At 71.6% G+C, this 23,565-nt stretch carries 25 protein-coding genes; 12 read left to right on the top strand and 13 right to left on the bottom strand.

The annotated features are described in order from the left end of the window. The first annotated feature begins 113 nt into the window (after window positions 1–113). The 6 genes from AB0K12_RS46715 to AB0K12_RS46690 all read left to right on the top strand — a co-directional run bounded on the left by AB0K12_RS46715 (window position 114) and on the right by AB0K12_RS46690 (window position 8,059). Window positions 114–1,742 (top strand): ATP-binding cassette domain-containing protein, encoded by a 1,629-nt coding sequence (locus tag AB0K12_RS46715; RefSeq protein WP_364575508.1) that lies wholly within the window; start codon window positions 114–116, stop codon window positions 1,740–1,742. Continuing rightward, window positions 1,739–3,397, top strand: coding sequence for an ABC transporter ATP-binding protein (locus AB0K12_RS46710; protein WP_364575506.1), 1,659 nt, complete (start codon window positions 1,739–1,741; stop codon window positions 3,395–3,397). The genes AB0K12_RS46715 and AB0K12_RS46710 overlap by 4 nt, the downstream gene beginning before the upstream one ends. Before the next feature lie 553 nt (window positions 3,398–3,950). Continuing rightward, the gene (locus AB0K12_RS46705) at window positions 3,951–4,973 is read left to right on the top strand and encodes an iron ABC transporter permease (RefSeq protein WP_364575504.1); all 1,023 of its coding nucleotides are present in this window, start codon (window positions 3,951–3,953) and stop codon (window positions 4,971–4,973) included. Further along, window positions 4,973–5,770 (top strand): ABC transporter ATP-binding protein, encoded by a 798-nt coding sequence (locus tag AB0K12_RS46700; RefSeq protein WP_364575502.1) that lies wholly within the window; start codon window positions 4,973–4,975, stop codon window positions 5,768–5,770. Before AB0K12_RS46705 ends, AB0K12_RS46700 begins: the two co-directional genes overlap by 1 nt. After that, window positions 5,767–6,747, top strand: coding sequence for an ABC transporter substrate-binding protein (locus AB0K12_RS46695; protein WP_364575500.1), 981 nt, complete (start codon window positions 5,767–5,769; stop codon window positions 6,745–6,747). The genes AB0K12_RS46700 and AB0K12_RS46695 overlap by 4 nt, the downstream gene beginning before the upstream one ends. Window positions 6,748–6,829: 82 nt before the next feature. Beyond that, complete coding sequence (locus AB0K12_RS46690) at window positions 6,830–8,059, top strand: MFS transporter (RefSeq protein WP_364575552.1); 1,230 nt, start codon at window positions 6,830–6,832, stop codon at window positions 8,057–8,059. 63 nt (window positions 8,060–8,122) lie between these two features. Here AB0K12_RS46690 and AB0K12_RS46685 read toward each other — a convergent pair whose 3' ends face one another. The 8 genes from AB0K12_RS46685 to AB0K12_RS46650 all read right to left on the bottom strand — a co-directional run bounded on the left by AB0K12_RS46685 (window position 8,123) and on the right by AB0K12_RS46650 (window position 15,119). Next, window positions 8,123–8,542, bottom strand: coding sequence for a hypothetical protein (locus tag AB0K12_RS46685; RefSeq protein ID WP_364575498.1), 420 nt, complete (start codon window positions 8,540–8,542; stop codon window positions 8,123–8,125). 168 nt (window positions 8,543–8,710) lie between these two features. Next, window positions 8,711–9,601, bottom strand: a complete 891-nt coding sequence (locus AB0K12_RS46680; protein ID WP_364575496.1) for an N-acyl homoserine lactonase family protein — start codon at window positions 9,599–9,601, stop codon at window positions 8,711–8,713. 323 nt (window positions 9,602–9,924) lie between these two features. Continuing rightward, window positions 9,925–10,935, bottom strand: a complete 1,011-nt coding sequence (locus AB0K12_RS46675; RefSeq protein ID WP_364575494.1) for an ABC transporter substrate-binding protein — start codon at window positions 10,933–10,935, stop codon at window positions 9,925–9,927. Beyond that, window positions 10,932–11,750 carry an ABC transporter ATP-binding protein gene (locus AB0K12_RS46670; RefSeq protein ID WP_364575492.1) on the bottom strand — a complete coding sequence of 273 codons (819 nt, stop codon included), beginning with the start codon at window positions 11,748–11,750 and terminating at the stop codon, window positions 10,932–10,934. The genes AB0K12_RS46675 and AB0K12_RS46670 overlap by 4 nt, the downstream gene beginning before the upstream one ends. Beyond that, window positions 11,747–12,766: an iron ABC transporter permease gene (locus tag AB0K12_RS46665; protein ID WP_364575490.1), complete on the bottom strand. Its 1,020-nt coding sequence runs from the start codon at window positions 12,764–12,766 to the stop codon at window positions 11,747–11,749. The genes AB0K12_RS46670 and AB0K12_RS46665 overlap by 4 nt, the downstream gene beginning before the upstream one ends. Window positions 12,767–13,106: 340 nt before the next feature. After that, window positions 13,107–13,844 carry a class I SAM-dependent methyltransferase gene (locus tag AB0K12_RS46660; RefSeq protein ID WP_364575488.1) on the bottom strand — a complete coding sequence of 246 codons (738 nt, stop codon included), beginning with the start codon at window positions 13,842–13,844 and terminating at the stop codon, window positions 13,107–13,109. Continuing rightward, window positions 13,841–14,860: a GTP-binding protein gene (locus AB0K12_RS46655; RefSeq protein ID WP_364575486.1), complete on the bottom strand. Its 1,020-nt coding sequence runs from the start codon at window positions 14,858–14,860 to the stop codon at window positions 13,841–13,843. The genes AB0K12_RS46660 and AB0K12_RS46655 overlap by 4 nt, the downstream gene beginning before the upstream one ends. Before the next feature lie 16 nt (window positions 14,861–14,876). Continuing rightward, a complete protein-coding gene (locus tag AB0K12_RS46650) occupies window positions 14,877–15,119 on the bottom strand; it encodes a hypothetical protein (RefSeq protein ID WP_364575484.1) in 243 nt (80 codons plus the stop codon). A 73-nt stretch (window positions 15,120–15,192) separates the two neighbouring features. On the opposite strand from AB0K12_RS46650, the gene rpmG reads away from it, so the two are divergent. Genes rpmG through rpmF form a run of 5 tightly spaced genes read left to right on the top strand, consistent with a single transcriptional unit; the run spans window position 15,193 to window position 16,304 of the window. Next, window positions 15,193–15,357: a 50S ribosomal protein L33 gene (gene rpmG, locus AB0K12_RS46645; protein WP_364382251.1), complete on the top strand. Its 165-nt coding sequence runs from the start codon at window positions 15,193–15,195 to the stop codon at window positions 15,355–15,357. After that, entirely contained in the window at window positions 15,354–15,599 is a 246-nt protein-coding gene (locus AB0K12_RS46640; protein ID WP_364382248.1) for a type B 50S ribosomal protein L31, read from the top strand. The genes rpmG and AB0K12_RS46640 overlap by 4 nt, the downstream gene beginning before the upstream one ends. Beyond that, window positions 15,599–15,835: a 50S ribosomal protein L28 gene (gene rpmB / locus AB0K12_RS46635; RefSeq protein ID WP_364575481.1), complete on the top strand. Its 237-nt coding sequence runs from the start codon at window positions 15,599–15,601 to the stop codon at window positions 15,833–15,835. Before AB0K12_RS46640 ends, rpmB begins: the two co-directional genes overlap by 1 nt. After that, window positions 15,835–16,134, top strand: a complete 300-nt coding sequence (rpsN, locus tag AB0K12_RS46630) for a 30S ribosomal protein S14 (RefSeq protein ID WP_364575479.1) — start codon at window positions 15,835–15,837, stop codon at window positions 16,132–16,134. Before rpmB ends, rpsN begins: the two co-directional genes overlap by 1 nt. A gap of 2 nt (window positions 16,135–16,136) precedes the next feature. Beyond that, window positions 16,137–16,304, top strand: coding sequence for a 50S ribosomal protein L32 (gene rpmF / locus AB0K12_RS46625; protein ID WP_364575478.1), 168 nt, complete (start codon window positions 16,137–16,139; stop codon window positions 16,302–16,304). Window positions 16,305–16,401: 97 nt separating this feature from the next. On the opposite strand, the gene AB0K12_RS46620 is transcribed toward rpmF, so the two are convergent. From AB0K12_RS46620 to AB0K12_RS46600, 5 genes are read right to left on the bottom strand one after another with little or no spacing between them, the layout of a single operon-like run. Continuing rightward, window positions 16,402–17,217 (bottom strand): carbohydrate ABC transporter permease, encoded by an 816-nt coding sequence (locus tag AB0K12_RS46620; RefSeq protein ID WP_345408640.1) that lies wholly within the window; start codon window positions 17,215–17,217, stop codon window positions 16,402–16,404. Beyond that, complete coding sequence (locus AB0K12_RS46615; protein WP_364575475.1) at window positions 17,210–18,088, bottom strand: sugar ABC transporter permease; 879 nt, start codon at window positions 18,086–18,088, stop codon at window positions 17,210–17,212. The genes AB0K12_RS46620 and AB0K12_RS46615 overlap by 8 nt, the downstream gene beginning before the upstream one ends. Before the next feature lie 4 nt (window positions 18,089–18,092). Then, the gene (locus AB0K12_RS46610) at window positions 18,093–19,337 is read right to left on the bottom strand and encodes a sugar ABC transporter substrate-binding protein (protein WP_364575473.1); all 1,245 of its coding nucleotides are present in this window, start codon (window positions 19,335–19,337) and stop codon (window positions 18,093–18,095) included. Between the two features lie 26 nt (window positions 19,338–19,363). Next, complete coding sequence (locus AB0K12_RS46605) at window positions 19,364–20,968, bottom strand: beta-N-acetylhexosaminidase (protein ID WP_364575471.1); 1,605 nt, start codon at window positions 20,966–20,968, stop codon at window positions 19,364–19,366. Further along, the gene (locus AB0K12_RS46600) at window positions 20,965–22,209 is read right to left on the bottom strand and encodes a Gfo/Idh/MocA family oxidoreductase (RefSeq protein ID WP_364575469.1); all 1,245 of its coding nucleotides are present in this window, start codon (window positions 22,207–22,209) and stop codon (window positions 20,965–20,967) included. The genes AB0K12_RS46605 and AB0K12_RS46600 overlap by 4 nt, the downstream gene beginning before the upstream one ends. 157 nt (window positions 22,210–22,366) lie before the next feature. Here AB0K12_RS46600 and AB0K12_RS46595 point away from each other — a divergent pair, with 157 nt between their 5' ends. Beyond that, window positions 22,367–23,533 carry an ROK family protein gene (locus AB0K12_RS46595; RefSeq protein ID WP_364575467.1) on the top strand — a complete coding sequence of 389 codons (1,167 nt, stop codon included), beginning with the start codon at window positions 22,367–22,369 and terminating at the stop codon, window positions 23,531–23,533. The last annotated feature ends 32 nt before the right edge of the window (window positions 23,534–23,565 follow it).

Raw genomic sequence — 23,565 nt, 5'->3', positions numbered from 1 at the left:
AGGGAGGCCTCCGGCTGGGAGATCCATTGTCGACTCTGGACGGTGAAAATAGTTATCATTTACGCTCGCTTCGCATCAAGGGCAATCCATGCCTCGAACGGGAAGGACAGCGAGTGATCGTCCATCGCCGGCTGCTGCAACTGGCCGGCAGCGTGAGCGGGCCCATCGCGGCCTGCGTGGGCCTGGGCCTGGCCGTCAGCGGCGCGTACGTCGCCCAGGCCGTCCTGCTCGCCGCGGCCCTGACGGCTCTGGCACGCGGGGACTCCATGACCGCCGTTCGCCTGGTGGCCTGGGCCCTGGCGGTGATCGCGGCCCGGGCGGTGCTCCTGTGGGCCAGGCAGGTCGTGACCGTGTGGGCGGGCGGGCTGATCAAGGCCAGGCTGCGCGACCGGCTGATCGTTCACCTGAGCCGGCTCGGGCCCGCTCACCTGACCGGCACGCGCACCGGGAGCGTGCAGACCACCGTGGTCGAGGGCGTGGAGGGACTCGACCCGTACTTCAGCCGCTACCTGCCGCAGGTCGTCGTCACCTGCTGCGTGCCGGTGGCACTGGTCGGCTGGCTGTTCACGGTCAACCCGCCGGCCGCGGCGGTTCTGGCCGCGGCCGTGGCCGGGGTCCTGGTCATTCCCCGGTTCTGGGACGCGACCCTGCTGCGGCGGGGACGCGGCCGGTGGGCCGCGTTCGCCGCGCTCGCCTCCGACTACCTGGAGGCGACGCAGGGCATGGCGACGCTGCGCGCGTTCGGGGCCGACGGCACGCTGGGCGCGCGGCTGGCCGGGCGAGCTCACGGCCTCTACCTGACGACGATGCGCCAGCTCAGGATCTCGCTGGTGGAGACCGGGATCAGCACGTTCTTCGTCCAGGCGGGCACCGCCGCGGCCATCCTCGCCGCCGCGACCGCGGGCAGCGCGTGGGAGGTGTTCGTGGTCCTGGTGATCGCCGTGGAGTGCTTCCGCCCGGTCAAGGGCCTCTCCGACGCCTGGCACGCCGGATATCTCGGAATCACGGCGGTCGACGGCATCGAGGCCCTGCTGGCGGCGTCCCCGGCCGTCGAGGACCGGGGCACGCGACGCGACGTGCCCGACGCACCCGCCATCACGTTCGAGCACGTCACCTTCACCTACCCGGGCGCCCCGCGGCCCGCCGTCCGCGACGTCTCCTTCACCGTCGAGCCGGGCCGTACCGTCGCCCTGACCGGCCCGTCCGGCGCGGGCAAGAGCACGCTCGCCGCCCTCCTGCACCGTCACCACGACCCCGACCAGGGGAGGATCACCATCGGCGGGATCGACGTGCGCGACCTCACGCTTGACGCGCTGCGCGGCGATGTCGCCGTCGTGGCGCAGGACACCTACCTCTTTCACGGCACGGTGGCCGAGAACCTGCGCCTGGCCCGGCCGGACGCCGGCGACGAGGACCTGATGGCCGCCGCCCGGCTGGCCGCCGCCCACGACTTCATCGCCGAGCTGCCCGACGGTTACGACACGCCCCTGGGTGAGCGCGGGGCGACGCTGTCGGGCGGGCAGCGCCAGCGGCTGGCCATCGCGCGGGCGCTGCTGGCCGACGCCCCCGTCCTGGTGCTCGACGAGGCCACCTCGCACGTGGACGCGCGCACCGAGCAGGCTCTGTCCGAGGTGCGGCGCGGACGTACCTGCCTGATGATCGCCCACCGCCCCGACACCATCCGCCAGGCCGACCACGTGGTGACCCTGGAGAACGGCACCCTTCTGGAGACCGTGGCATGAACGCGTCCATCCGCTGGCTCGCGGGCGCCGTCGGCGCGCACCGCCGCGCCTTCATCTCCACCCTCGTCTCCAACCTGCTCGGGCAACTCGCCGCGCTCGGCGCGACCGTGACCGGCGCCTGGCTCGTCGGCCGCGCCATCAGCGGGCAGAGCGCCCCGCTCGACCTGGCCGGCGCCGTGCTCGGCGGGCTGGTCGCCGTCGCCACCCTGGCCGCCTGGTGGGAGACCTACGTCGCGCACGACCTGGCCTACCTGGTGCTGGCCAGGCTCAGAGGCCAGGTGTACGACGCGATCGCCAGGATCGCCCCGGCCCGCCTGCTCGGCCGCCGCAGCGGCGACCTGTCGGCGGTCGCGCTGTCGGACATCGAGACCCTGGAGTGGCTGTTCGCCCACACGCTGGCGCAGCTCATCACGGCCGGCACGGTGCTCGCCGCGGGCAGCGTGGCCGCGGCGACGATCGATCCGCTGCTGCTGACGGTGTCACTGCCGCTGGCCGCATGCGTGGTGGCCGTGCCGCTGTGGTTCCGTGACACCTCGCGCAGGCAGGGCGACGAACTGAGGGCCGCCACCGCCGAGCTGACCTCCGACGTCATCGACACCGTCCAGGGCATGCCCGAGCTCACCGCCTTCAGGGCGCTCGAACGCCGCAGGGACCTGCTGGCGCGCAGGACCCGCCGGCTGGCCCGCGCCCAGGCGGCCGACGCGGCGCGCGGCGGGCTGGAGGCCGCCCTCACCGACCTGCTCCTCGCCGTCGCGCTGGCCGGGACGCTGCTCCTGGTCGCCACGATGATCCGGAATCCGGCCGCCGCGCCGGTGGCCATGGTGCTGGCCGTCGGCGCGCTCGGCCCCGCGGCGCAGGTGGCGCTGCTGCTCAAGGAGTACGGCACGTTGCGTGCGGCGGCCGGCCGCGTGCACACCCTGGTCACCGCGCCCGCCAACGTGCCGCCGCCGCGCGGGCCCCTCCAGGTGGCCGAACGGCCGGACGTGGTCTTCGAGGACGTGCGCTTCCGGTACACACCCGACGGGCCTGACGTGCTGCGCGGCGTGTCCTTCCGCATCCCGTACGGCCAGACGGTCGCCCTGGTCGGGGCGTCGGGGGCGGGCAAGTCCACCTGCGTGTCGCTCCTGCTGCGCTACTGGGACCCGGACGGCGGGCGCATCCTGGTCGGCGGCGTGCCGCTGCCGCGGATCGCCGATCTGCACCGGCACGTCACGGTCGTTCCGCAGGACGTGCGCCTGTTCGCCGGCACGATCGAGGAGAACGTGCGGCTCGGCGCCCCCGGCGCCGACGCGGCGGCCGCGCTGCGCACCGCCCAGCTCACCCTCGACCCGGAGCTGCCGGTCGGCGAGCGGGGCGCCACCCTGTCCGGCGGCCAGCGCGCCAGGGTGGCCGTCGCGCGGGCGCTCGCCACGAGCGCGCCGGTGCTCGTCCTGGACGAGGCGGTGGCCAACCTCGACCCCGACAACGAGGCCCGCCTCACCGAGGCGCTCCGGCAAGCCGCCGCGGGACGCGCCACGCTCGTCATCGCCCACCGCCTGTCCACCATCCGCCAGGCCGACCACATCGTGCTGCTGGAAGAGGGACGCGTCGCCGCCGAAGGCTCCTACGACGAGCTCGGCGAGCGGCTGTCCCACCTGTTCGCCCACCGCCCGTGAGGCAGCCGGTGCTCTCGCCGGCCGAGGGCATGGCTCACGCACGGGCCGATCACACCGCTGACCGACACCGCCCCGACACCGCCATGCTCGACGGCGGGTTCCGCCAGGCCGGTGAGCATGCCGCGGAAGCCGCTGGGTCGCCCAGGTCCGCACCGCCGGATGCGTCAGGTGGGGGGCGAGCAGGAAGCGCCCCGCCACCAGCAGGGCCACCAGGACCATGAACGCCCACGGAACCCGGCCGAGCCCCCTCGCGCCCGGGACTCCGGCGGCCGGCCACCGTCCGGGAGCGGCCCGTCCGCCGTACTCGGCCGCGCCATCACCCTCCCGCCCGCACTCAGGTGCGCGGCAGCAGACCCAGCTCGCTGTCTCACCGCTTACGCCCGATAGGCCGGGAGACAGACGTGGTGATACGGTCTGGCGGAAATGATTCTCATTTTCTGGAGTGTCCTTGAGATCGTTGCGCGAGTCAGGTTCATCGGTCTCCGGCGTGGCATCGTCGCCGGCGTTCCCGGGAGCTGAAGATCCACCCACCGGTAGAGCGGCGGGGCCGGCCATGCCGCTGATCGTCGTTCCGCTGGCCGGTGTCCTCGCGGTGTCGATGCTGCTGGCGATCGGTCTCGGCGCCGCGGCCGTGCCGCCGGGGGAGACGCTGCGCTACCTGTGGGCGGCGGTGACCGGCGGCTCGATCACGGCCGAGGAGGTCACCGCGTACCAGATCATCTGGCAGGTACGGACCCCGCGCGTGCTGCTGGCGGCGCTGGTGGGCGCCGGGCTCAGCGTGGTCGGCGTGGCCATCCAGGCGATGGTGCGCAACGCGCTGGCCGACCCGTTCGTGCTCGGCGTGTCGTCGGGGGCGTCGGCCGGAGCGGTGCTGGTCAGCGCCACCGGCGCGCTCACCGCCCTGGGGATCTACGCGGTGTCGGCCGGCGCGTTCCTCGGCGCGCTGCTCGTCTCCGCCCTGGTCTACCTGGCCTCGCGCGGCGCCGGTGGGCTGTCGCCGCTGCGGCTGGTGCTCACCGGGGTGGCGATGGCGTTCGGCTTCCAGGCCGTGATGAGCCTGATCGTGTATTTCGTCCCGGACGGCGAGTCGACCAGCACGGTGCTGTTCTGGTCGATGGGCGGCTTCGGCGCGGCGACCTGGGGAGCGCTCCCGGTCGTGGCGGTCGTCACCGTGGTCACCGTCGTGGTGCTGCGCCGCTCCGGGCGGAGCCTGGACGTGCTCGCCCTGGGCGACGAGACCTCGGTGAGCCTGGGCGTGGACACCGTCAGGCTCCGCAAGGGCCTGTTCGTGCTGACCTCGCTGGCCACGGGCGCGATGGTCGCGGTCAGCGGCGCGATCGGCTTCGTCGGGCTGGTCATGCCGCACCTGGTGCGGCTGTGGGTCGGGGCGGCACACGTACGCGTGCTCACCATCGCCCCGCTGGCCGGGGCCATCTTCATGGTCTGGGCCGACCTGGTGGCCAGGACCCTGGTGGCGCCACGCGAGCTGCCACTGGGCGTGATCACCGCGCTGGTCGGCGTGCCGGTCTTCGTCGTCCTGCTGCGCCGCCGGGGCTACCTGTTCGGAGGCCGCTGATGACCTTCCTGCTGCTGGACGATCTCTCGGTGTCCATCGACGGCGCCGCCATCGTCAACGAGCTGGCGCTCTCCGTCGGCGACGGGGAGGTGGTGGGGCTGGTCGGGCCCAACGGCTCGGGCAAGACGACGGCGCTGCGCTGCGTGTACCGGGCGTTGCAGCCCAGCGGCGGCGCGGTCCTCATCGACGGCAGGGACCTGTCGCAGCTGCCGCTGCGCGACAGCGCCCGCGTCATCGCCGCCCTCACCCAGGAGGGGCGGGCGGACCTGGACTTCACGGTCGAGGAGGTCGTCGCCCTGGGCCGTGCCCCTCACCTGCGCGGCAACCAGGCGCTCAGCGCCCGCGAACGTGAGCTGTGCCGCCAGGCGATGGCGCGGATGGAGGTGCTGCACCTGGCCGGCCGTGGCGTGCTGTCGTTGTCCGGCGGGGAACGCCAGCGCGTCCTGGTCGCCCGGGCGCTCGTCCAGGAACCCCGGCTGCTCGTGCTCGACGAGCCGACCAACCATCTCGACCTGCACCACCAGATCCGGCTGCTGTCGATGCTCAGGGGCGCCGCGCTGAGCGTGCTGGTCACCCTGCACGACCTCAACCTGGCCGCCTCCGCCTGCGACCGGCTCGCCGTGCTCTCCCACGGCGTCCTCGTCGCGTGCGGCCCGCCCGCCGAGGTGCTCACCGAGGAGCTCCTGCGCGAGGCGTTCGGCGTCGAGGCGAGCGTCGTCCCCCATCCGCTCACCGGGGTCCCCCAGGTGCTCTACGACCTGGGCACGGCCACGACCATGAAAGGAAACCCGAAGTGAACAGACGCACCCCCGCCGTGCTCCTGGCCGGCGCGCTCCTGCTCGCCGGATGCGGAGCGCAGGTGGAGGGCGGCGCGAGCGCCGCGCGCACGGTGACGGTCAAGAGGTGCGGCGAGGACGTCCAGTACACCACGCCCCGCCGGGCCGTCGTCTACGAGGGCGGCAGCGCCGACAAGCTGTTCGCCCTCGGCCTGACCCGGCACGTGCACGGCTACGTGATGCCGCCCGCCAACCCGCCGGTCACCGAGTCGCCCTGGGCGGCCGAGTACGCCAAGGTGACGTTCCTCAGCGACGACCTGCTCAACCGGGAGCTGGTCGTGGACGCCAAGGCCGACTTCGTGGTCGCCGGCTGGCGCTCCGGCTTCAGCGACCAGCGCGGCATCACCCCCGAGATCCTCGACGGGCTGAAGATCCAGAGCTTCATGCACACCGAGTCGTGCTTCAACTACCCCGGCCACCCCGAGCGGGTGGCGCCGTTCGAGGCCCTCTACACCGACCTCGAACGCCTCGGCAAGATCTTCGGCGTCGAGGCCAAGGCCCACGAACTGATCGCCGGCTACCGCAAGCGCGTCGAAGCGGTCCAGGCGCAGGCGCCCAAGGGCGACCCGACTCCTGTCTTCCTGTACGACTCGGGCACGGACAAGCCGTTCACCGCGGGCAGCCAGGTGCCGCCCACCGACATCATCCGATTCGCCGGCGGCCGCAACATCTTCGGCGACCTGGACGCGCGCTGGGGCGAGGTCACCTGGGAGGCGGTGGTCGAGGCCAAGCCGGAGGTCATCGTCATCCTGGACTACGGGGACAAGCCCGCCACGGAGAAGATCAAGTTCTTGAAGGAGTTCCCCACCACCAGCAAGCTGCCCGCCGTGGTCAACGATCGCTTCTACGTCCTGGACTACAACGAGGGCATCAGCGGGCCGCGCAACATCGACGGCCTGGAAGGGTTCGCGAAATACCTGCGCGAGCTCCAGACGTGACCGGGTGAGCACCGGAGCATGGTGTAGATCACGAGTCTCGTTCGTCCCGGTCCCCTGGAGGAGTGCACCTGTGAGCGCACCGATGACCACCGGCTCGGAGACGTCGCCGTCCGCGGCGCGGTCCATCCTGCGCGAGAGGCGGTTTCTGCGGCTGTGGTGCGGCACCACCGCCTCGGGGCTGGCGACCTGGGCGCTGCCGTTCGTGCTGGGGCTCGCCGTGCTGGACCGCGAGCTCACCGCCGCCGGTCTCGGGATCGTGCTGGCCACCCGGACCGCCGGCTTCCTCGCCGCGGTGCCGATCAGCGGGGTCCTGGCCGATCGGTACTCGCGCCGCGCCGTCGTGTGGTGGGCCGGACTGGCCGCCGCGCTCGCCACCCCGTTCATCGCGCTCGGGCTCGGACGGTCGATCCCGCTCATGGCCGTGGCGGCGGCGGTCGTCGGCGCGGGCCAGGGGGCGTGCCGGCCCGCGTTCCAGGCGCTCACGGCCGAGGTCGTGGACGCCGGCCGCCGCCGGCAGGCCAACGCCGCCATGACCCTGGCCGTGCGCGTCACCACCCTCGTCGCGCCGGCGGGCACGGCGTTGCTGGCCGCCGTCCTGAACACCTGGTGGCTGCTGATCGGCACCGGGCTGCTGTGGCTGGCCGCCGCCGTGCTGCCGCCCCGGGGCCTGCCCGCCCCGGCCCGCGAGGCGGACGGCGTGCGGTTCTTCGCGGAGTTCGGCGAGGGCGTGCGCGAGGCGCGCCGGCACCCGTGGTTCCTCGCCGGGCTGGGCGCGCTGGCCGCCGTCATCTTCACTGGCTACTCGGCCACCGGCGTGGCGCTCCCGCTGGTCAGCCGCGACCGCTACGGCACGGAGGCGGTCCTGGCGGCGGCGCTCACCGCCTACACCCTCGGCGCCCTCGCCGGTGCGCTGCTCGTGGCCCGCTGGACACCGCGCGCCCAGGGCTGGGCCGCGCTCGCCGGCCTGGCCCTGTACGGCTTCGCGCCGCTCAGCCTGCTGCTCCCGGTGCACCCGGCGGTGGTATTCGCCGCGTATGCGCTGGCCGGGCTGGGCATCGAGGTGTTCAACGTGCCCTGGTTCACCGCCACGCAGCGCGAGGTCGAGCCGCGCCTGCTGGCCCGGGTCTCCTCGCTCGACTTCCTCGTCTCCTACGGCCTGGCCCCCGTCGGCCTGGCCTTCCTCGCCCCGGCCGTCGACGCCTTCGGCTGGCAGCCGGTCCTGGCCGGATGCGCGCTGGTGTGCTTCCTCGCCCCGGCCGCCGCGGCTCTGGTCCCCAGCAGCCGCGGCTTCTCCCGACCGGAGAGGTCCTGAAGATGTCCTTCGGTCTCCGGCGCCGGCGCGGCCTTCCCGCCTGCGGCGTGTCCAGACGGCGACCTACCCCACCGGCGCCGCTTTCGCGGCGACCGTCCGCGCGAGTCGCTCCAGCCGTAGTCCGGCGACTCCGCGATAGGCCCGGCTCAGCAGGGCCGCGAGAGGACCCGTGTGCTTGAAGTCGTGCCGGACGATCGTCTGCGCGCCGTGCCGGCGCAGGAGCCAGTTGCCCTCTTCGGAGAACCCGGGGACCTGCCATGCGGTGACGATCAGGTCCGGCCCAATGTCCTTGTAGATGAGATGACCCGACAGCCCGGGCCGGACGGTGATCCGGTACTCCTGGCCGGCGGCGGCCTCAGGCGGCCCGTCGATGCTGTGGAACGCGGGATTCCATCCGGGCAGTGCGAGCGGGTCCAGCAGGAGGCCGCGCACCCGCTCAGGCGAGGCGTCGACGGTCAGGACGGCCTGTTCTACGGTGTTCATGAGATCGCCTTCCGGTTCGTGATGGTGCGGCGCGCCACGGCCCCGCCCGGCGGGGAACGCGTCGGCGAAGGTGCGGAGCAACGCGAGGGTCCCCTGGACGGGCGCGCCTTCGATGAGTTCGTCGCAGCCGAGCAGTGGTCCCAAGCCGAGCAGAGGTAGCGCAGTTCTTCAGCCGGCCGCAGGTGCCACCGCCCCGGTCGCGAGCGCGGCGGCCAGGCGGTCGGCCGCCGCCGGGTCATGAGCCGCCAGGACGGCCAGGTCCGGCATCTTCTGGCGCAAGGCGTTGACCTTGGCCACGGCGTCGCGCATCTGCTTCTTGTCTCCCACGCCCGGCAGTTCACCGGCGAACAGCAGGTCGGCGTCGTAGGTGAGGTCGCCGACCATCAGCAGCGGCGCATGGCCGGGCCGCCGGACCAGCATCGACAGCGATCCGGGGGTGTGGCCGGCGGTGGGCAGGAGCACCAGGCTTCCGTCGCCGAACAGATCGTGGCCGTCGGTGAAGGGCGCCAGCGCCGGATCGGCCAGCGGCTCGGGGGCGACTCGCTTCCAGTTCAGCCCGGGAAGCTCGATGTGCGAGCGCATAAGACCGCGCATCTCCGGGAGGGGCGCGCTCAGCGAGCTCCATTCGTCCCGGCTGACCACGATGTCGGCGTGCCCGAGCAGCGGAAGCCCGCCGATGTGGTCCTGGTGGAGGTGGGAGATCACCGCCGTGTTCACGTCCTGGACGCGGTAGCCCAGCCCGGACAGGCCCGCGGCGAGCGTCTCGGTCGGGCCGATCTCGAACTTCGCCAGGCGTGAGTAGACCAGCCCGTTGAGCCCTCCGGGGAAGTAGGCCGGGTCGGTGACCGACGCGCGGTCCTGCCCGGTGTCGAAGAGGACCACACCATCGCGGTGCTCGATCACGTACACGTTGATCGGCCGTGCGGCGGTCCACCGCGTGGAGGTGAAGAGCCACACGTAGGTGTTCTTCCATGTCGGCCCCACGTGCTCGGGACGGATGGCCACCGAGCCGGTGCTGATCACCGAGATGTTCTTGATCGGGTCCGTTGAGAAGGTCATCACGTGCTCCCTGCCAGATTGAATGTCGTGTCATTAGATTACACGTCATTCAATGACGTCAAGCCCGCCAGGTCTCGTGAGCCCAGGCCCGGCCCGGGGGCTGCTCGGTTCGCTGATCGCCCCCGAGCCCTGATGTGACGCCGGCCCGCATCCAGGACCTAGTCGGCCGGTTCGACGAGGCCGTGCGGGAGGTGGAAGCGACGCTGCCCAGGTTCGCCCTGGACGAGGGCGCCGATGCGCGCTGACGGGGGCGAGGGCTGGACCCTGCGCCCGCGCACCGGAGCATGACGCCGTGCGTTCCGGGCCGGTGCGCGGATCACGGCTCAGAACGCGTCGGGGTAGAGCCGCTCCGCGATCTGCCGCACGATCGAGACGTTGCCCAGCGTTCCGGGGAACACGTCGGCGCTGGAGACCGCGATCAGCCGGTCATCGCGCACCGCCGGCATGTCCGGGAAGGTAGTGGTGAGGTACTTGCGGGTCGCGGCCTCGTGCTTGTCGTCGTACACCGAGAACACCAGCGCGTCGGGCCGCTCGGCCGCGAGGGACTCGGGTGTGATCGTCGCGGCGAAGAACTTCGCGAACGCCGGCTGCTCGGGAGTGTAGACGTTGTCGGCCCCCGCCAGGCGAAGGATGTCGTATTCGACGCCGGCGCCAATGGCCTGCAGGGTAGTGCCGTCGACGTACACCTGCGCGACGCGCAGCTTCTTCACGCCGGCGAGCGCCTTGGCGACCTTGTCGAGCTCGGCCCGGCTCTTCGCGATGAGGCCGGCGGCGGCGTCGTCAACGCCGAAGATCTTGCCGATGTTCTCCAGATCGGTGAACAGATCCGTGACCTCGCCGGTCATACGCCGGTCCTTGCACCCGCCGTTGGCGACGTAGACGGAGACTCCGGCCTGCTCGAGCTGCTCGATGCTGGCGAAGCCCTGCTCAGCGGTGAACTCGTAGGTGGTGGGCGAGTAGACGAAGTCCGGCTTGACCGCCAGCAGGTCCTCACGGCTGGGCGGGGTGACTCCGCCGATCACCGGAATGCCCGCGGCAAGCGGCGCCACGTCCTGCGGCAGTGCCTGTGCCTTGGCCTGGGCCTGCCCGGCGATGCGGTCGGCCAGGCCGAGACGCAGCAGCAGCTCGGTCTGCGCCGGGTGCATGCCGACGGCTGCTTTCGGAGCGTCGTTGGCGACGACCTTGCGGCCACAGTTCTCCAGCGTCACCGCGGCGGCCGCGCCGGCTCCCGGGGAGGGCGGAGCCACGGAGGTGCCGCAGCCGGCGAGAAGCAACGCCACGGCGGCGCTCGCGATGGCGGCGGAACGTGCGGGAATGCGAGAGGCGCGCGTCATGTGGGTGTGCTGCTTTCTGTTCGGGTGGAGGTCAGGTCGATGGGGTCACCGCTCGCATCGAGGCGGCGGAAGGCGAAGACGGGTTCATCGGGGTCGCCGAGGACGCGGACGTCCACGCCAAAGGTGGTGCGGATCAGCTCAGGGCTGAACACCTGCGCCGGCGGCCCGGCGGCGATGATGCGACCGGCGGCGAGCACGACGACACGGTCGCAGTATTGGGTCGCGAGGTTCAGGTCGTGCAGGGCGGCGATCACAGTGCGTCCCAGGCTGCGCACCGTGCTCATCAGCTCGTGCTGGTGGCTGATGTCGAGATGGTTGCTCGGTTCGTCCAGCACCAGCACGGGGCTCTCCTGCGCGAGAGCGCGGGCGAGCATGACGCGCTGCCGCTGGCCGCCGGAGAGGGTGGAGACCATGCGGTCGCCGAGGTCGGTGATCTCGGCGCGGCGCATCGCCTCCTCCACGATACGAATATCGTCCGGGGTGTCCCGGCCGAAGGAGGCGTGGTGCGGAGCGCGGCCCAGCAGCACCGTCTCCTGGACGCTGAGGTCGAAGTCGGTCACCGGGTCCTGGAGCATGACCGCCACCGCTCGCGCCGACTGCCTGCCGCTCAGGCGCTGCACGTCCTGCCCGTCGAGACGCACCATGCCCTGCCGTGGCTTGAGCGCGCGGTAGAGCGTACGCAGCAGGGAGGACTTTCCGCTGCCGTTCGGCCCTACCAGGCCCACCACCGTGCCCGATTCAACGGTCAGCGACGCCCGCCGCACCACGTCCCGGCCACCGAGGGCGACGGTGACGTCGTCGAACTCCACCCTCATCGGCCGAACCCCGCACGCTCGGCCCCGTTCCGCCGCATCAGCCACAGGAAGAACGGAGCGCCGACGAATGAGGTGAGGATGCCCAAGGGGATCTCCGTCGGCGCCGCGACCGTACGCGCCAGCAGGTCTGCGATCATCAGGAACACCGCCCCGCCCAGCACCGTCACCGGCAGCATCCGCCGATGGTCCGCACCCACCGCGATCCGCGCGACGTGCGGGACGACCAGCCCGACGAACCCGATCCCGCCGGCGACCGAGACCACGGTGCCGGTCAGCAGCGACGCCACCACCAGCAGCAGCCCGCGCAACCGGGAGGCGTTCACCCCCAGCGAGACCGCCGACTCGTCCCCGGTCAACAGCGCGTTCAGCGACCGCGCCAGCAGTGCCGCGATCACCCCGGCCACCGCGAGCGCGACGGCCGGGCCGATCAGGCTCGGCATCGATGCCGCCGACACGCTCCCCAGCAGGAAGAACAGCACGCTGACGACGTTCTGCGCGTCCGTGGAGATCGTCAGATAGCTCGTCACCGCACTCAGCAGGGTTCCCAACGCGACACCGGCCAGAATCATCCGCATCGGCGACAACGCTCCGTCCTTCCGCGCCAACGCCCCGACGCCGGCACAGGCCGCCAAGGCGCCCGCGAACGCGGCCACGTTCAACGACAACCCGCCCAAGGCGGCCGAGCCGAACACGATCACGAGCACCGCCCCGACGCTCGCCCCTGAGGACACGCCGAGAATGTAGGGCTCGGCGAGCGGATTGCGGACTGTGACCTGCATCAATGCGCCCGCCAGCGCCAACCCGGCACCGGCCAGCGCCGCCAGCAGCGTTCGCGGCAGCCGGAACTGCCACACCGCCTGATCCTGCAACGGCGTCAACGTCCCGTCCGACATCCACGGCATCCCCGGAACCAGATGCCCGATCACGATCTGAGCCGCCTCCACCAGGCTCACCGACACCGATCCCACCGCACCGGACAGCACGATCAGAACCCATGCGGTGACCGCAAGCGCCACGCAGAGCAGCCCTGTGCGTCGTGCCAGGCGACGCCGCGCGTGACCAGGCGGCTCTGTCTGATCGTCAGAGGGGGAGGAGCGCTGAGAGGGACCTAAGTACACGACGCGGCATGCTAGCGGTAATGACTTTCATATTCAATTTCACCGGCGCCCTCCGAGATCAGGAGAGTCAGGGGCCGCTCGCAGGTCGCGCGGGCTCCGCGGACCTCTTCGGCCACGAAACCGTCCACGACCTCCTTCTCCTGCCGTTCCGCCACCACCCCGCAGACACGGCAGACGAGATGGTGGTGACCGGCGGAGCCGCACAGAGGTCCACAGGGTTGCCGTCCCGTGCCACGCCTCACACGGGTGATCCGGTGATGCACCACAATCCCAGCTCGGTCGGGCCGGTAGGTGTGGCATGCAGGCCGTGTTCGGCGAGTTCGGCCTTGAGCCGGTCCGGGCCGAGGAGCCACCAGGCGTACTCGACCTCCACCTCCTCGGCCGGTTTCCCGTCCTGGAAGGCGCGGTAGGTCATGTGCCAGGTGATCTGGTCGGGCCCGGAGGGTTCTGCGCGGCCCCAGCCCTCGTACCGTCGCCGCCCGATGCGCAGCTCGGAGAACCGGCTCAGCGGCACGGCGACGGGTTCGGCCGGAGGCTGGAGGTTGAGCACGGCCCGGCCGCCGGGCAGCAGGCGTTCGGCCAGCAGCCGCCAGATCGTACGGCGGTCGCGGGGGCCGAAGTGGCCGATGACGTTCATGGCGACCAGCGTGCCCAGGCGGGGCGGGAGCGTGGCCTGGAGCAGGCCGCCCGGCAGCACGGTCACGCGGTGGCGCAGGCCGGGGTCGTCGTTGACCCTGGCGAGCAGGACCGCGCGCAGCCCTGGCGACGGCTCCACGGCGTGGATCTCCGCCTCCGGCAGTGTCCGCGCGATCACGCGGGTGCCGTGGCCGCCTCCGGCGCCCACGTCCACGACGGGCCCGGGGGCTCCGCGCAGCGCCTCGGCCAGCGTGGGGGCCAGCGCCGTCCAGGGCGCGGCGAGCATGACGTCCACGAACTCCGCGGAACGTTCGTACTCGTCGCTCACTTGAGGCTTCACGTGCTCTCCTCCAGGTTCAGTACGCGGGCGAAGGGGTCGTCGTAACGGGCCCACGCCGCGGCGCCCGGCAGCAGGTCCCCGTGATCGGTGAGGCAGGAGTCGAGCAGGCCGCAGATGCGGTCGTGGTCGATGTCAGGCCCGGTGAAGACCAGGTGCTGGACGCGGTCGCCGATGATCGGGTTCCAGTCCAGGGCGGCGGCGGCCCGGCGGGCCGGGGAGACCAGCTCCCAGGCGGCCTCGGGCAGTGCCGCCAGCCAGGGGCCGGCGTCCCGTACGGAGACCACCCCGGCCACGGCGTCCCACGCCAGCATGCGTTCGTGCCGGTTGGCCAGCCAGAACCGGCCGCGAGAGCGGACCGTGGTGGTGACGAGCTCGTCCATGACGTCGAACAGCCGGCCGGGGTGGAGCGGGCGCAGCCGGTGCCAGACGACCGTGGTGACCTCGCCGGACCGCCCGTCCGCGGGGAACTGGGCGGTGGCCGGGTCGACGCGTTCGGCGAGTTCGCGGACGTCCAGCGTGGGCCCCGTGGGGTCGGGGACGGTGACGATCGGCGTGTGCGGGGCCAGGTGGCCGAGCACGGCGGCCGACAGCTCGGCGTCCTCGGCGTCGCCTCCGTGCAGCGACAGGCTGGTGGCGTACTCGATCTGGCGGGCCAGCACCTCGGCCAGGTGCCGCTGATCGCCGGCCGTCGCGGTCCGGCAGGTGCCGGCCAGGCGGTCGCCCCGGCAGATGTCCACGGGCAGGTGCCCGGCGTCCAGCGCCGTGTGCACGCAGGACAGGCGGAGATGGCCGGCGCGGGCCAGGGCTTCGGCCACGGGGCGCGGCTCGACGGAGTCCCCGAGGTCGATGATCAGCAGCGGCGCGCCGGGGGAGTCGCGGGCCACCCGCTCGGCCTGGCCCGCCGTGATGCCGTGACCGATGGCGATGGCTCCTGGATGGCGGCGCAGCAGGCGATCGACCGCCTCGGCCCGGGCGCAGCCGTACAGGCCCCCGACGAGGGCGACGGGAATGGGCACAGTGCCTCCAACAGGTTCAGGTGCCGGTGCGCGAGGCGTAGGGGAGGAGAGCCGCCTCGCGCGCGTTCTTGACGGCCTTGGCGATCAGCCGCTGCTGCTGGACGGTGACGCCGGTGACGCGGCCGGGCGGGAGCCTGACGAGCTGGGGGGAGCAGGTCCTCGCGCACGGTGCAGGTGACGCAGCTGCGCGCAGCCGCTGGATCGTGGCGGTACGCGCCGTGGCGTCCATGCCCGCGACGAGGGCTATGAGGGCCGGCATGAAGCCTCCAGTTGCAACAATGAAAATCGTTGTCGTTATCATGGCATGAGTTCGCCCATGGGAAGGAACCGTTTTGGCTAGAAATGAGGTGCGACCAGTGATCAAACTCCGATCCACGGCCGGCACCGGCTACACGTACGTGACGAGGAAGAGCCGCAGGAACACCCCCGACAGGCTCACCTTGCGCAAGTACGACCCGACCATTCGTCGGCACGTCCTCTTCCGGGAGGAACGATGAAGAAGGGCATCCACCCGGAGTACCGGCCGGTCGTCTTCCGCGACCCCGGTGCGGACTTCGCGTTCCTCACCCGCTCCACGATCAGCAGCGACAAGACGATCGAGTGGACCGACGGCAACACGTACCCGGTGGTGGACGTCGACGTGTCGTCGGCGAGTCACCCGTTCTACACCGGCCGCAGCCGCGTCCTCGACACCGCCGGGCGCGTCGAGCGGTTCAACCAGCGCTACGGGAAGGCCTGATGTCCGCGCACTGCCAGCTCACCGGCGTCAAGCCGGTCTTCGGCAACAACGTCTCCCACTCCCACCGCCGCACCCGTCGCCGCTGGAACCCCAACATCCAGCAGCGTCGCTACTGGTTGCCCAGCGAGGACCGCTACGTCCGGCTCACCGTCAGCGCCCGCGCGATCAAGATCATCGACAGGATCGGCGTCGAGGCGGCCGTCGCGCGGATCCGCGCCAGGGGAGAGAAGATCTGATGGCGAAGAAGAGCAAGATCGCCGCCAATGAGCGGCGCAAGGCCGTCGTCCTGCGTTACGCCGAACGGCGCGCGCGGCTCAAGGAGGTCATCCGCACCGGCAAGCCGCAGGAGCGGGCGGACGCCGTACGCGAGCTGTCCCGGCAGCCGCGCGACGCCGGCGCCACCCGCGTGCGCAACCGCGACTCCGTCGACGGCCGCCCTCGCGGGCACCTGACCAAGTTCGGGCTCTCCCGGGTGCGGTTCCGGGAGATGGCCCACCGTGGCGAGCTGCCCGGCATCACGAAGGCGAGCTGGTAACCATGGCCGTCCCCAAGCGCAAGACCTCGCGCAGCAACACCCGGCACCGCCGCAGCCAGTGGAAGGCCACGGCGCCCGGCCTCGTCCCGATCACCGTGAACGGGCGGGAGCTCCTCGTGCCCCGGCGCCTCGTCCGCGCCTACCAGCGGGGCCTGATCACCGTCCAGTGAGATGACTCGGCCACCGGGCCGTCCGCCGTGCGTCAGTGAGCCGAACACGGTGGCATGGCAGGATGCCCGGTGGCCGTCACTGAGCCGTGCCGATCGGCTAACCTTTCGAGCCGGTGAACGCGATGCCCGCGATCAAGTGCCGTTGCATGACCACGAAGAGGACGATCACCGGCAGGGAGGCCACGACGGCGCCGGCGAACAGGATGGGGAAGTTGGTCTGGAACTGGCCGCGCAGCGAGGCGAGCCCCGCCGAGAGTGTCATCATCTCCGGGTCGGTGTTGACCACCAGCGGCCACAGCAGGCTGCTCCACGACCACATGACGGTCAGCAGTCCGAGGGCGAGCAGGCCCGGCCTGACCAGCGGCAGCATGATGTGCCAGTACACCTGCAACGGGTTGGCCCCGTCCAGGCGGGCGGCCTCGTCGAGCTCCCTGGGCAGGGTGAGGAAGAACTGTCTCAGCAGGAACGTCCCGAAGGCGCCGAAGACGCCCGGCGCGATCAGCGCCTGCAGGGTGTTGAGCCAGCCGAGCCCCTGCATGATCTCGTAACGCGGAATGATGAACAACTCGCCGGGAACCATGAGGACGGCCAGGAAGAGCAGGAAGATGGCGCCGCGGCCGGGGAAGCGCAGCCGGGCGAAGGCGTAGGCGGCCAGCGAGCACAGCAGCAGCTGCCCGGCGGTGACGGCCGCGGTGACCACGACGGTGTTGAGGAACTGCCGGGCCAGCGGCACGGTACGGAAGACGTCGGCGAAGTTCGACCACTGCCAGGAGGGCGTGAACCGTGGAGGCACGCGCAGCGAGTCGGGCAGGGTCTGCAACGAGACCACGAGCTGCAGGGCGAAAGGCGCCAGCATCACCAGCGCGCCCGCGGCCAGCAGCACGTGGGCCGGCCAGGTCCTCGGCCTATTCATAGTGCACCCACTTCTTCTGCAGCCGGAACTGGATCGCGGTCAGCACGAGGATCAGCCCGAGCAGCACCACGGCGATGGCCGCGGCGAGCCCTCGCTGGTTCTGCACGAACCCTTTCTCGAAGAAGAGGTAGACGATCGTGCGGCTGCCGCTCAGCGCCGGGCTCTTGAGGTCGATCATGAGGAAGACCAGGTCGAAGACCTGCAAGGCGTTGATCATGGTGATCACGAGGACGAAGAACGTGGTGGGGGTGAGCAGCGGGAGGGTGATGCGCAAGAACTGCCGCACCCTTCCCGCCCCGTCGATCGAGGCCGCCTCGTAGTACGGGCGCGGGATGCCCTGCAGCCCGGCCAGGAACAGCACGGCGTTGTAGCCGATCGTGCTCCAGACCCCGACGATCGCGATCGCGTAGAGGGCGAAGTCGGGATCGCCCACCCAGTACGGCCCGTCGACGCCGATCGCGCCCAGCAGGTGGTTGATCGCGCCGAAGTCGCCGTTGAACAGGTAGCGCCAGGTCAGGCCGACCGCGGCGGGCATGGTGACGACGGGCAGGAAGTACAGGGTCCGGTAGACGCTCAGGCCACGCAGCCCCGGCACGTTGAGCAGGGCCGCGACGACGATGGACAGCGGTACGCCGGCCAGCACGAGCACGGCGTAGAGAAGGGTGTTGCGAAGCGCGCCGAGCATCTCCTCGTCGCCGAGCAGGGTGGTGAAGTTGGCCGTCCCCACCCAGGTCTGCCCGCCGAACACGCCTGACTCGGTGAAGCTGAGGTACACGGTCTGGGCGATGGGCCACAGGTAGAAGACGGCCAGGCCCAGCGCCATGGGGGCGATGAGGAGGTATCCCCACGCCCACTCGCGCCTGGAGTGCATCCGTCTACTCCTTGGCCAGGATCTCGTTCATCTGCGCCGCGATCTCCCTGGCCACGTCGGCGACCGGCCGCTTGCCGGACCAGGCGTCGGCGAGCTTCTTGTTCTGCACGTCCTGCCACTGCGCGGTGTTCAGCGTCGCCGGGTACGGCACGCCGTGCGGCATCGAGGCCTCATAGGTCTCCTTGAGGTGGAAGGAGGGGAAGGCCTTGAACCAGCCGTCCTGGGTGCCGGGACGGACCGACAGGGCGCCGCCGCCGCTGTCACTGATGATCTTCTGCGCTTGCTCGGAGGAGACGAACGCGGCGAAGGCCGCCGACTCCTCGGGGTGCTCGCTCTTGGCCGAGACGGCGTTGGCCAGGCCGAGCAGGATGACGGCCTCCCGCGCGGGCCCCTTGGGCAGGGGAGCCACGTCGATCCGCTCGCGAATCTCGGGATTGGCCCAGTAGGTGGAGGCGAACCAGACGCCGCCGTAGTACATGCCGTACTTGCCCGACTGGAAGAGCTGGATGGGGTCGGTGTCGGTGTACACCTCCGCGACGGGCGCGACCTTGTCCTTGATGAGGCCGGTCCAGAACTCGAGGCCCTGGATGGAGGCGGGGTCGTCGAAGCCGCTCTTCTTGCCGTCGGGCGAGAGCACGTGCCCGCCGGCCTGGATCATGGTGTTGTAGAAGCCGCCCTGGTCCCACATCGGGGCGAGGATGCCGAACTGCTGCTTGGCCGGGTCGGTCAGCTTCTTGGCGGCGGACGTGACGTCGTCCCAGGTCCAGTCGGCGGTGGGGTACTCGAGGCCGGCCGCGTCGAAGATCTTCTTGTCGTACCAGAGCGCGGGGATGCTCACGTTGTGCGGCAGGCCGTAGAGCTTGCCCTCGTAGCGGTAGCCGTCCACGACCGCCTCGGGCAGGCCCGCCGCCCCGGACTCCGCGAGCGGGGCGATGACGCCGCCCTTGGCGTACATGCGGACGTTGAGGCTGTTCATCCAGAAGACGTCGGGGGCCGCGCCGCCGGACGCGGCCGTCTGGAGCTTGGTCCAGTACTGCTCCCAGGGGGTGATCTCCAGCTTGACGGTGACGTTCGGGTGGGCCTGCTGGAAGGCGGCGATGATCTTCTCCGAGCCGGCCTGGTCGTTCTTGTCCCAGATGGCGTAGCTGATCGTGACCTTGCCGTTGGCGTCGGGTTCGGCGGAAGAGCCGCAGCCCGCGGTGAGAACGGCCAGGCTGACCAGCCCGGCCAGGGGGAGACGAAGACGCACGGGTTTCTCCAGGTTGGGGGGTGACTTCAGAACCGCAGGTTCGCGGTCCAGGCGGCGAGCTCGCCGTCGATCTCCGCCCGGGTCCGGGGGTGGCCGGGGGCGTCGGGGCGTCGCTGCCAGGGGTGCGGGCCGGCGGCCGGGCGATATTCCACGCCCAGCGCGTCGAGCCGCTTCTCGTGCACGGCGAGCCGGACGAGGAAGTCCTCGAGGTCGCGCTCGCTGCTCCACACCGCCTCGGCGAAGGCGGCCAGGCGGGGGAAGGCCATGTAGTCGAGCAGCCGGGGCGAGTCGATGTGCTCGGTCCACAGCGCCGCCTGGGCGCCGAGGATCCGGTCCCGTTCCGCCTCGGTGAGGGCGGCGGGAACGGGGTCGAAGGCGTACACCGTCTCCAGGCAGGTCACGCTGCCGATGGGCACCGGCTCCTGCTCGCCCTCGGCCTGGCGGAAGTCCAGGTAGGTCTCGGCGAAGGGCGAGACGACCACGTCATGGCCGGCCCGGGCGGCCATGGTCGTGCACCTCTCGCCGCGCCAGGAGGCCACGGTGACGCCCGGCGGCAGGCCGCCTTCCAGGAGCTCGTCCCAGCCGAGCGGTCTGCGCCCCCGGGCGCGCAGGAAGTCGGTGAAGTGCCGCATGAACCAGGTCTGCAGTTCCGCGGCGTCGCGCAGGCCGAGCTCGCGAATGCGCTCCTTGGCGGCGAGGCTGTCGTTCCACTGGGTCTTGGGGACCTCGTCGCCGCCGACGCAGACGTAAGGGCCGGGGAAGAGCTCCAGGACCTCCTCCAGCACGTCGAGGAAGAAGGCGATGGTCGCATCGGCGACGTTGAGCACGTTCTCGCTGACGCCCCATTCCGTGGCCACCTCCGGCGGGGTGGCGAGGTTGCCGAGCTGCGGGTAGGAGGCGATGGCGGCCTGCGTGTGGCCGGGCAGGTCGATCTCCGGGACGACGGTGATGAACCGGTCGGCGGCGTAGGCGACGATCTCCCTGATGTCGTCCTGGCTGTAGAAGCCGCCGTGCGGCCGGCCGTCGAAGCGGCGGTGCCGCCGGGCGCCCAGCGGCGACTCGCGCCGCCAGGCGCCGGTCTCGGTCAGCTTCGGGTACTTCCTGATCTGCAACCGCCAGCCCTGGTCGTCGGTCAGGTGCAGGTGCAGGACGTTGAGCTTGTGCATGGCCAGCAGGTCGATGTACCGCAGCAGGTCGTTCTTGGGCAGGAAGTGGCGGGCCACGTCGATGAGGCAGCCACGCCAGCCGTACCGGGGGGCGTCGGCGATCGAGACGGCGGGGACGCTCCACGTCCTGCCGGCGATGCGGCCCCTGCGGAACGCGGCCGGGTGGAGGAGCTGGCGCAGCGTCTGCGCTCCGTAGAAGGCGCCGGCCGGGCTCGCCGCCTCGATCAGCACCGACTTCTCCGTGACCGTGAGCCGGTACTCCTCCGGCCCGAGCCCGCCGGCCAGACGGAACTCGACGCCGCCGGGCCCCTCGGGCAGAGGCAGGCCGGTGGCCGGCAGGAGGCTCGCGCGCAGCCACGCCGCCGCCCTGGCCAGCACCGGGTCGGCGGCCAGCGCAGTGGCGACGGTGAAGGTGAAGCACCCCTCGCCGGGGGACAGGCGGGCGGGCGCCGGGATCGTCGTCACAGGGCCTGCACCGTCCGGGACGCGCGGGCGCGCTCGGCTGCCCAGACGACCAGGTGCCCGGCCAGGGCCTCGGCCGGACCGGCGCCGAGCGGCGCCTGGTCGCCCGCCTCCACGGCGTCGATGAACGCCTTGATCAGTCCGGCGTCGCCGCCGCCGTGGCCGTCGGCCAGCGAGGCGCCCGCGCGCGTCGCGGTGTCGATTCTCTCCTCCAAGCCGGTCGTGAAGTCGACGATCCTGATGCTCCGGCCGTCGCCCTCGGCGAAGCCGTGGGTGCCGAAGACTCTCGTCTTGCGGTGTTCGAGCGGGGTGAAGGCGGTCATCGTGAAGGACGCCGTCGTGCCTCCGGCGAACTCCAGCATCACCACCTGCTGGTCCACCACGTCGTTGTCGCAGGTGTAGACGCAGCGGCCGTACGGGCCCTCCTCCAGCGCCCGCATGACACCGTCCGTCGTGGCGTCGGAGGTGACGGGGCCGAGCGGCCAGAACTCCCGATCCGGATCGCCCAGGCACCCCAGATACAGGCGCTTGGCGGAATAGGGGCAGGCGGGTTCGATCGCGCAGCTCACGCAGCGGCTGCCCGCGCCCGGCGGCCGGCTCTCCGGCCGGAAGTGCGTCAGCGAGCCGAAGGAGGCCACGCCGATCGGCTCGTCGCCGAGGAGGTGCAGCAGCCAGTCGAGGTCGTGGCAGGACTTAGTCAGCAACATCGGCCCGGACTGGGCGGTGTTGCGCCAGTTGCCCCGGACGAAGGAGTGGGCCATGTGCCACCAGCCCACCGGTTCCAGGTGCTGGACGCTGGAGATCGCGCCCAGCCGGCCGCCGTCCACCAGCTGCTTGAACGCCCGGGTGTAGGCGGTGTAGCGCATGACATGGGCGAGCGCGAAGACGACCCCGGCCCGCTCGACGGCCTCGACGATCCTGCGAGCCTCGGGTTCCGTCGGCGCCATGGGCTTCTCCAGCAGGACGGCGTAGCCCAGCCCGGCGAAGGCCACCGCAGGCCCGGCGTGCAGCCTGTCCTGGGTGGCGATCACCACCGCGTCGGCCAGCTTCGGTACGGCGGCCAGCTCCTCCCAGCCCGTGAAGCGGGCCTGTTCCGGCAGGCCGTGCTCGCGGGCCAGCGCGTCCCGCCTGGCGGGGTCGGGATCCGCCACGGCGACGATCCGCGTTCGGCCATCGGCGGCTGCCGCCCTGGCGTAGATCTGGCCCCGGGCTCCCGCCCCGATGACGGCCAACTTCACGGTCATGTGCCGACCCCCGATTTATTGCGGAGTTCATAGATATTCACGATCGAGGTCTTGCCGTCAAGCCCCTCCGCATCAGATGATCCAGGTGGCAGAGGCCCGTCGGAGGGCGTGCCAGAGGTATTAATCCGGAGACCGCAATTAACGGGAGGTAGAACCTGTGCAGGTCGGTGGTGGTGACCTTCAGCGGCTGCGCCAGCTGAACTCGCTCAGCAGCATTCGCGTCCTGCGTGCGGCGCCGGGACCGCTGACCCTCACCGAGCTGGCCACGCTGACGGGGCTGTCACGCAACTCCGTCATCGAGGTTGTCGGCGACCTGCACGAACTCGGCTGGATCACCGACGTCGAGCCCGCTCCGGGGAGTCTGGGCCGGCCCGCCAAGCGATACCGCTTCCGGACCGACGCCGGCCATGTGCTCGGCATCGACGTCGGCGTGCACAAGGTCCTCGCCGTGATCACCGATCTGGCCGGCCGTACCGTCTCCAGCGGCCGCGTCGCGGTGAACGCGCGCACCACGCGCGACGAGCGGCTGGAGGCCGTGTGGCGGGCCGTCGAGGCCGCACTCGTCGCCTCCGGACTGAGCACCCGCGACCTGTGGGGCGTCACCGTCGGCAGCATCGGCGTCGTCAACAGGGAAGGTGTGGTCACCCGGGTCGAGTCCCTGCCCGACTGGGCGGGGGTCGATCTCATCGGCCATCTCGGGCAGCGGCTGTCCTGCCCGATCACCGTCGAGAACGACAGCAAGCTCGCCGCCCTCGCCGAACAGCGGCTCGGCATCGCGTCGGGCGTCCGCGACCTCGTCTACCTGCACGCGGGCCGCCGGCCAGGCGCCGCCCTCATCCTCAGCGGACGCCTGCACCACGGCTTCAGCGGAGCCAGCGGCGAGGTCGGCCTCATGGAGATGACCGGCTGGCGCACCATGGCCGCCCACCTCGAGGGATCGCGCGCGGCACGGGGCGCCACGCCCGAGGACGCCGCCGGTCTGGTCTTCACGGCCGCCAGGGCCGGCGATCCCGAGGCCCTTGAGGCCGTGAACGCCTACGCGCACCAGCTCGCGCTCGGCACCGCGGCCATGGTTCTGACCCTCGACCCCGAACTGGTCGTGCTGGGGGGCGGATTCTCCCGCTCGGCCGACGTCCTGCTGCCCGCCCTGCGCCGGGCGCTCGAACCCCACTGCCTGCGCGTGCCCGAGATCCGGTCCTCGACACTCGGCGAGGAATGCGTCGCGCTCGGCGCGGCCTGCCTGGCGCTGGAGCACGTGGACGACCATTTCTTCTCCACCGACGGCTCGATCTCCCGCCCCGCGGCGCCCCAGCGGCTCGCCTGACACCCCGCTCCCGCGGAAAACGCACACCCCCC

Origin of the sequence: Nonomuraea sp. NPDC049419, from assembly GCF_040676995.1 — a bacterium.
GTDB lineage: Bacteria > Actinomycetota > Actinomycetes > Streptosporangiales > Streptosporangiaceae > Nonomuraea > Nonomuraea salmonea.
Note: the sequence above shows the minus strand (reverse complement) of the source record. Positions and strands in the feature narration are given on the sequence as shown.

Coding starts and splice junctions, on each gene's coding strand:
- rpmB (WP_364575481.1), top strand. CDS start 15,599: ATGTCCGCGCACTGCCAGCTCACCGGCGTCAAGCCGGTCTTCGGCAAC.
- AB0K12_RS46685 (WP_364575498.1), bottom strand. CDS start 8,542: ATGAACACCGTAGAACAGGCCGTCCTGACCGTCGACGCCTCGCCTGAG.
- rpsN (WP_364575479.1), top strand. CDS start 15,835: ATGGCGAAGAAGAGCAAGATCGCCGCCAATGAGCGGCGCAAGGCCGTC.
- AB0K12_RS46640 (WP_364382248.1), top strand. CDS start 15,354: ATGAAGAAGGGCATCCACCCGGAGTACCGGCCGGTCGTCTTCCGCGAC.
- AB0K12_RS46620 (WP_345408640.1), bottom strand. CDS start 17,217: ATGAATAGGCCGAGGACCTGGCCGGCCCACGTGCTGCTGGCCGCGGGC.
- AB0K12_RS46700 (WP_364575502.1), top strand. CDS start 4,973: ATGACCTTCCTGCTGCTGGACGATCTCTCGGTGTCCATCGACGGCGCC.
- AB0K12_RS46690 (WP_364575552.1), top strand. CDS start 6,830: ATGACCACCGGCTCGGAGACGTCGCCGTCCGCGGCGCGGTCCATCCTG.
- AB0K12_RS46615 (WP_364575475.1), bottom strand. CDS start 18,088: ATGCACTCCAGGCGCGAGTGGGCGTGGGGATACCTCCTCATCGCCCCC.
- AB0K12_RS46650 (WP_364575484.1), bottom strand. CDS start 15,119: ATGCCGGCCCTCATAGCCCTCGTCGCGGGCATGGACGCCACGGCGCGT.
- AB0K12_RS46710 (WP_364575506.1), top strand. CDS start 1,739: ATGAACGCGTCCATCCGCTGGCTCGCGGGCGCCGTCGGCGCGCACCGC.
- AB0K12_RS46670 (WP_364575492.1), bottom strand. CDS start 11,750: ATGAGGGTGGAGTTCGACGACGTCACCGTCGCCCTCGGTGGCCGGGAC.
- AB0K12_RS46600 (WP_364575469.1), bottom strand. CDS start 22,209: ATGACCGTGAAGTTGGCCGTCATCGGGGCGGGAGCCCGGGGCCAGATC.
- AB0K12_RS46680 (WP_364575496.1), bottom strand. CDS start 9,601: ATGACCTTCTCAACGGACCCGATCAAGAACATCTCGGTGATCAGCACC.
- AB0K12_RS46705 (WP_364575504.1), top strand. CDS start 3,951: ATGCCGCTGATCGTCGTTCCGCTGGCCGGTGTCCTCGCGGTGTCGATG.
- rpmF (WP_364575478.1), top strand. CDS start 16,137: ATGGCCGTCCCCAAGCGCAAGACCTCGCGCAGCAACACCCGGCACCGC.
- AB0K12_RS46675 (WP_364575494.1), bottom strand. CDS start 10,935: ATGACGCGCGCCTCTCGCATTCCCGCACGTTCCGCCGCCATCGCGAGC.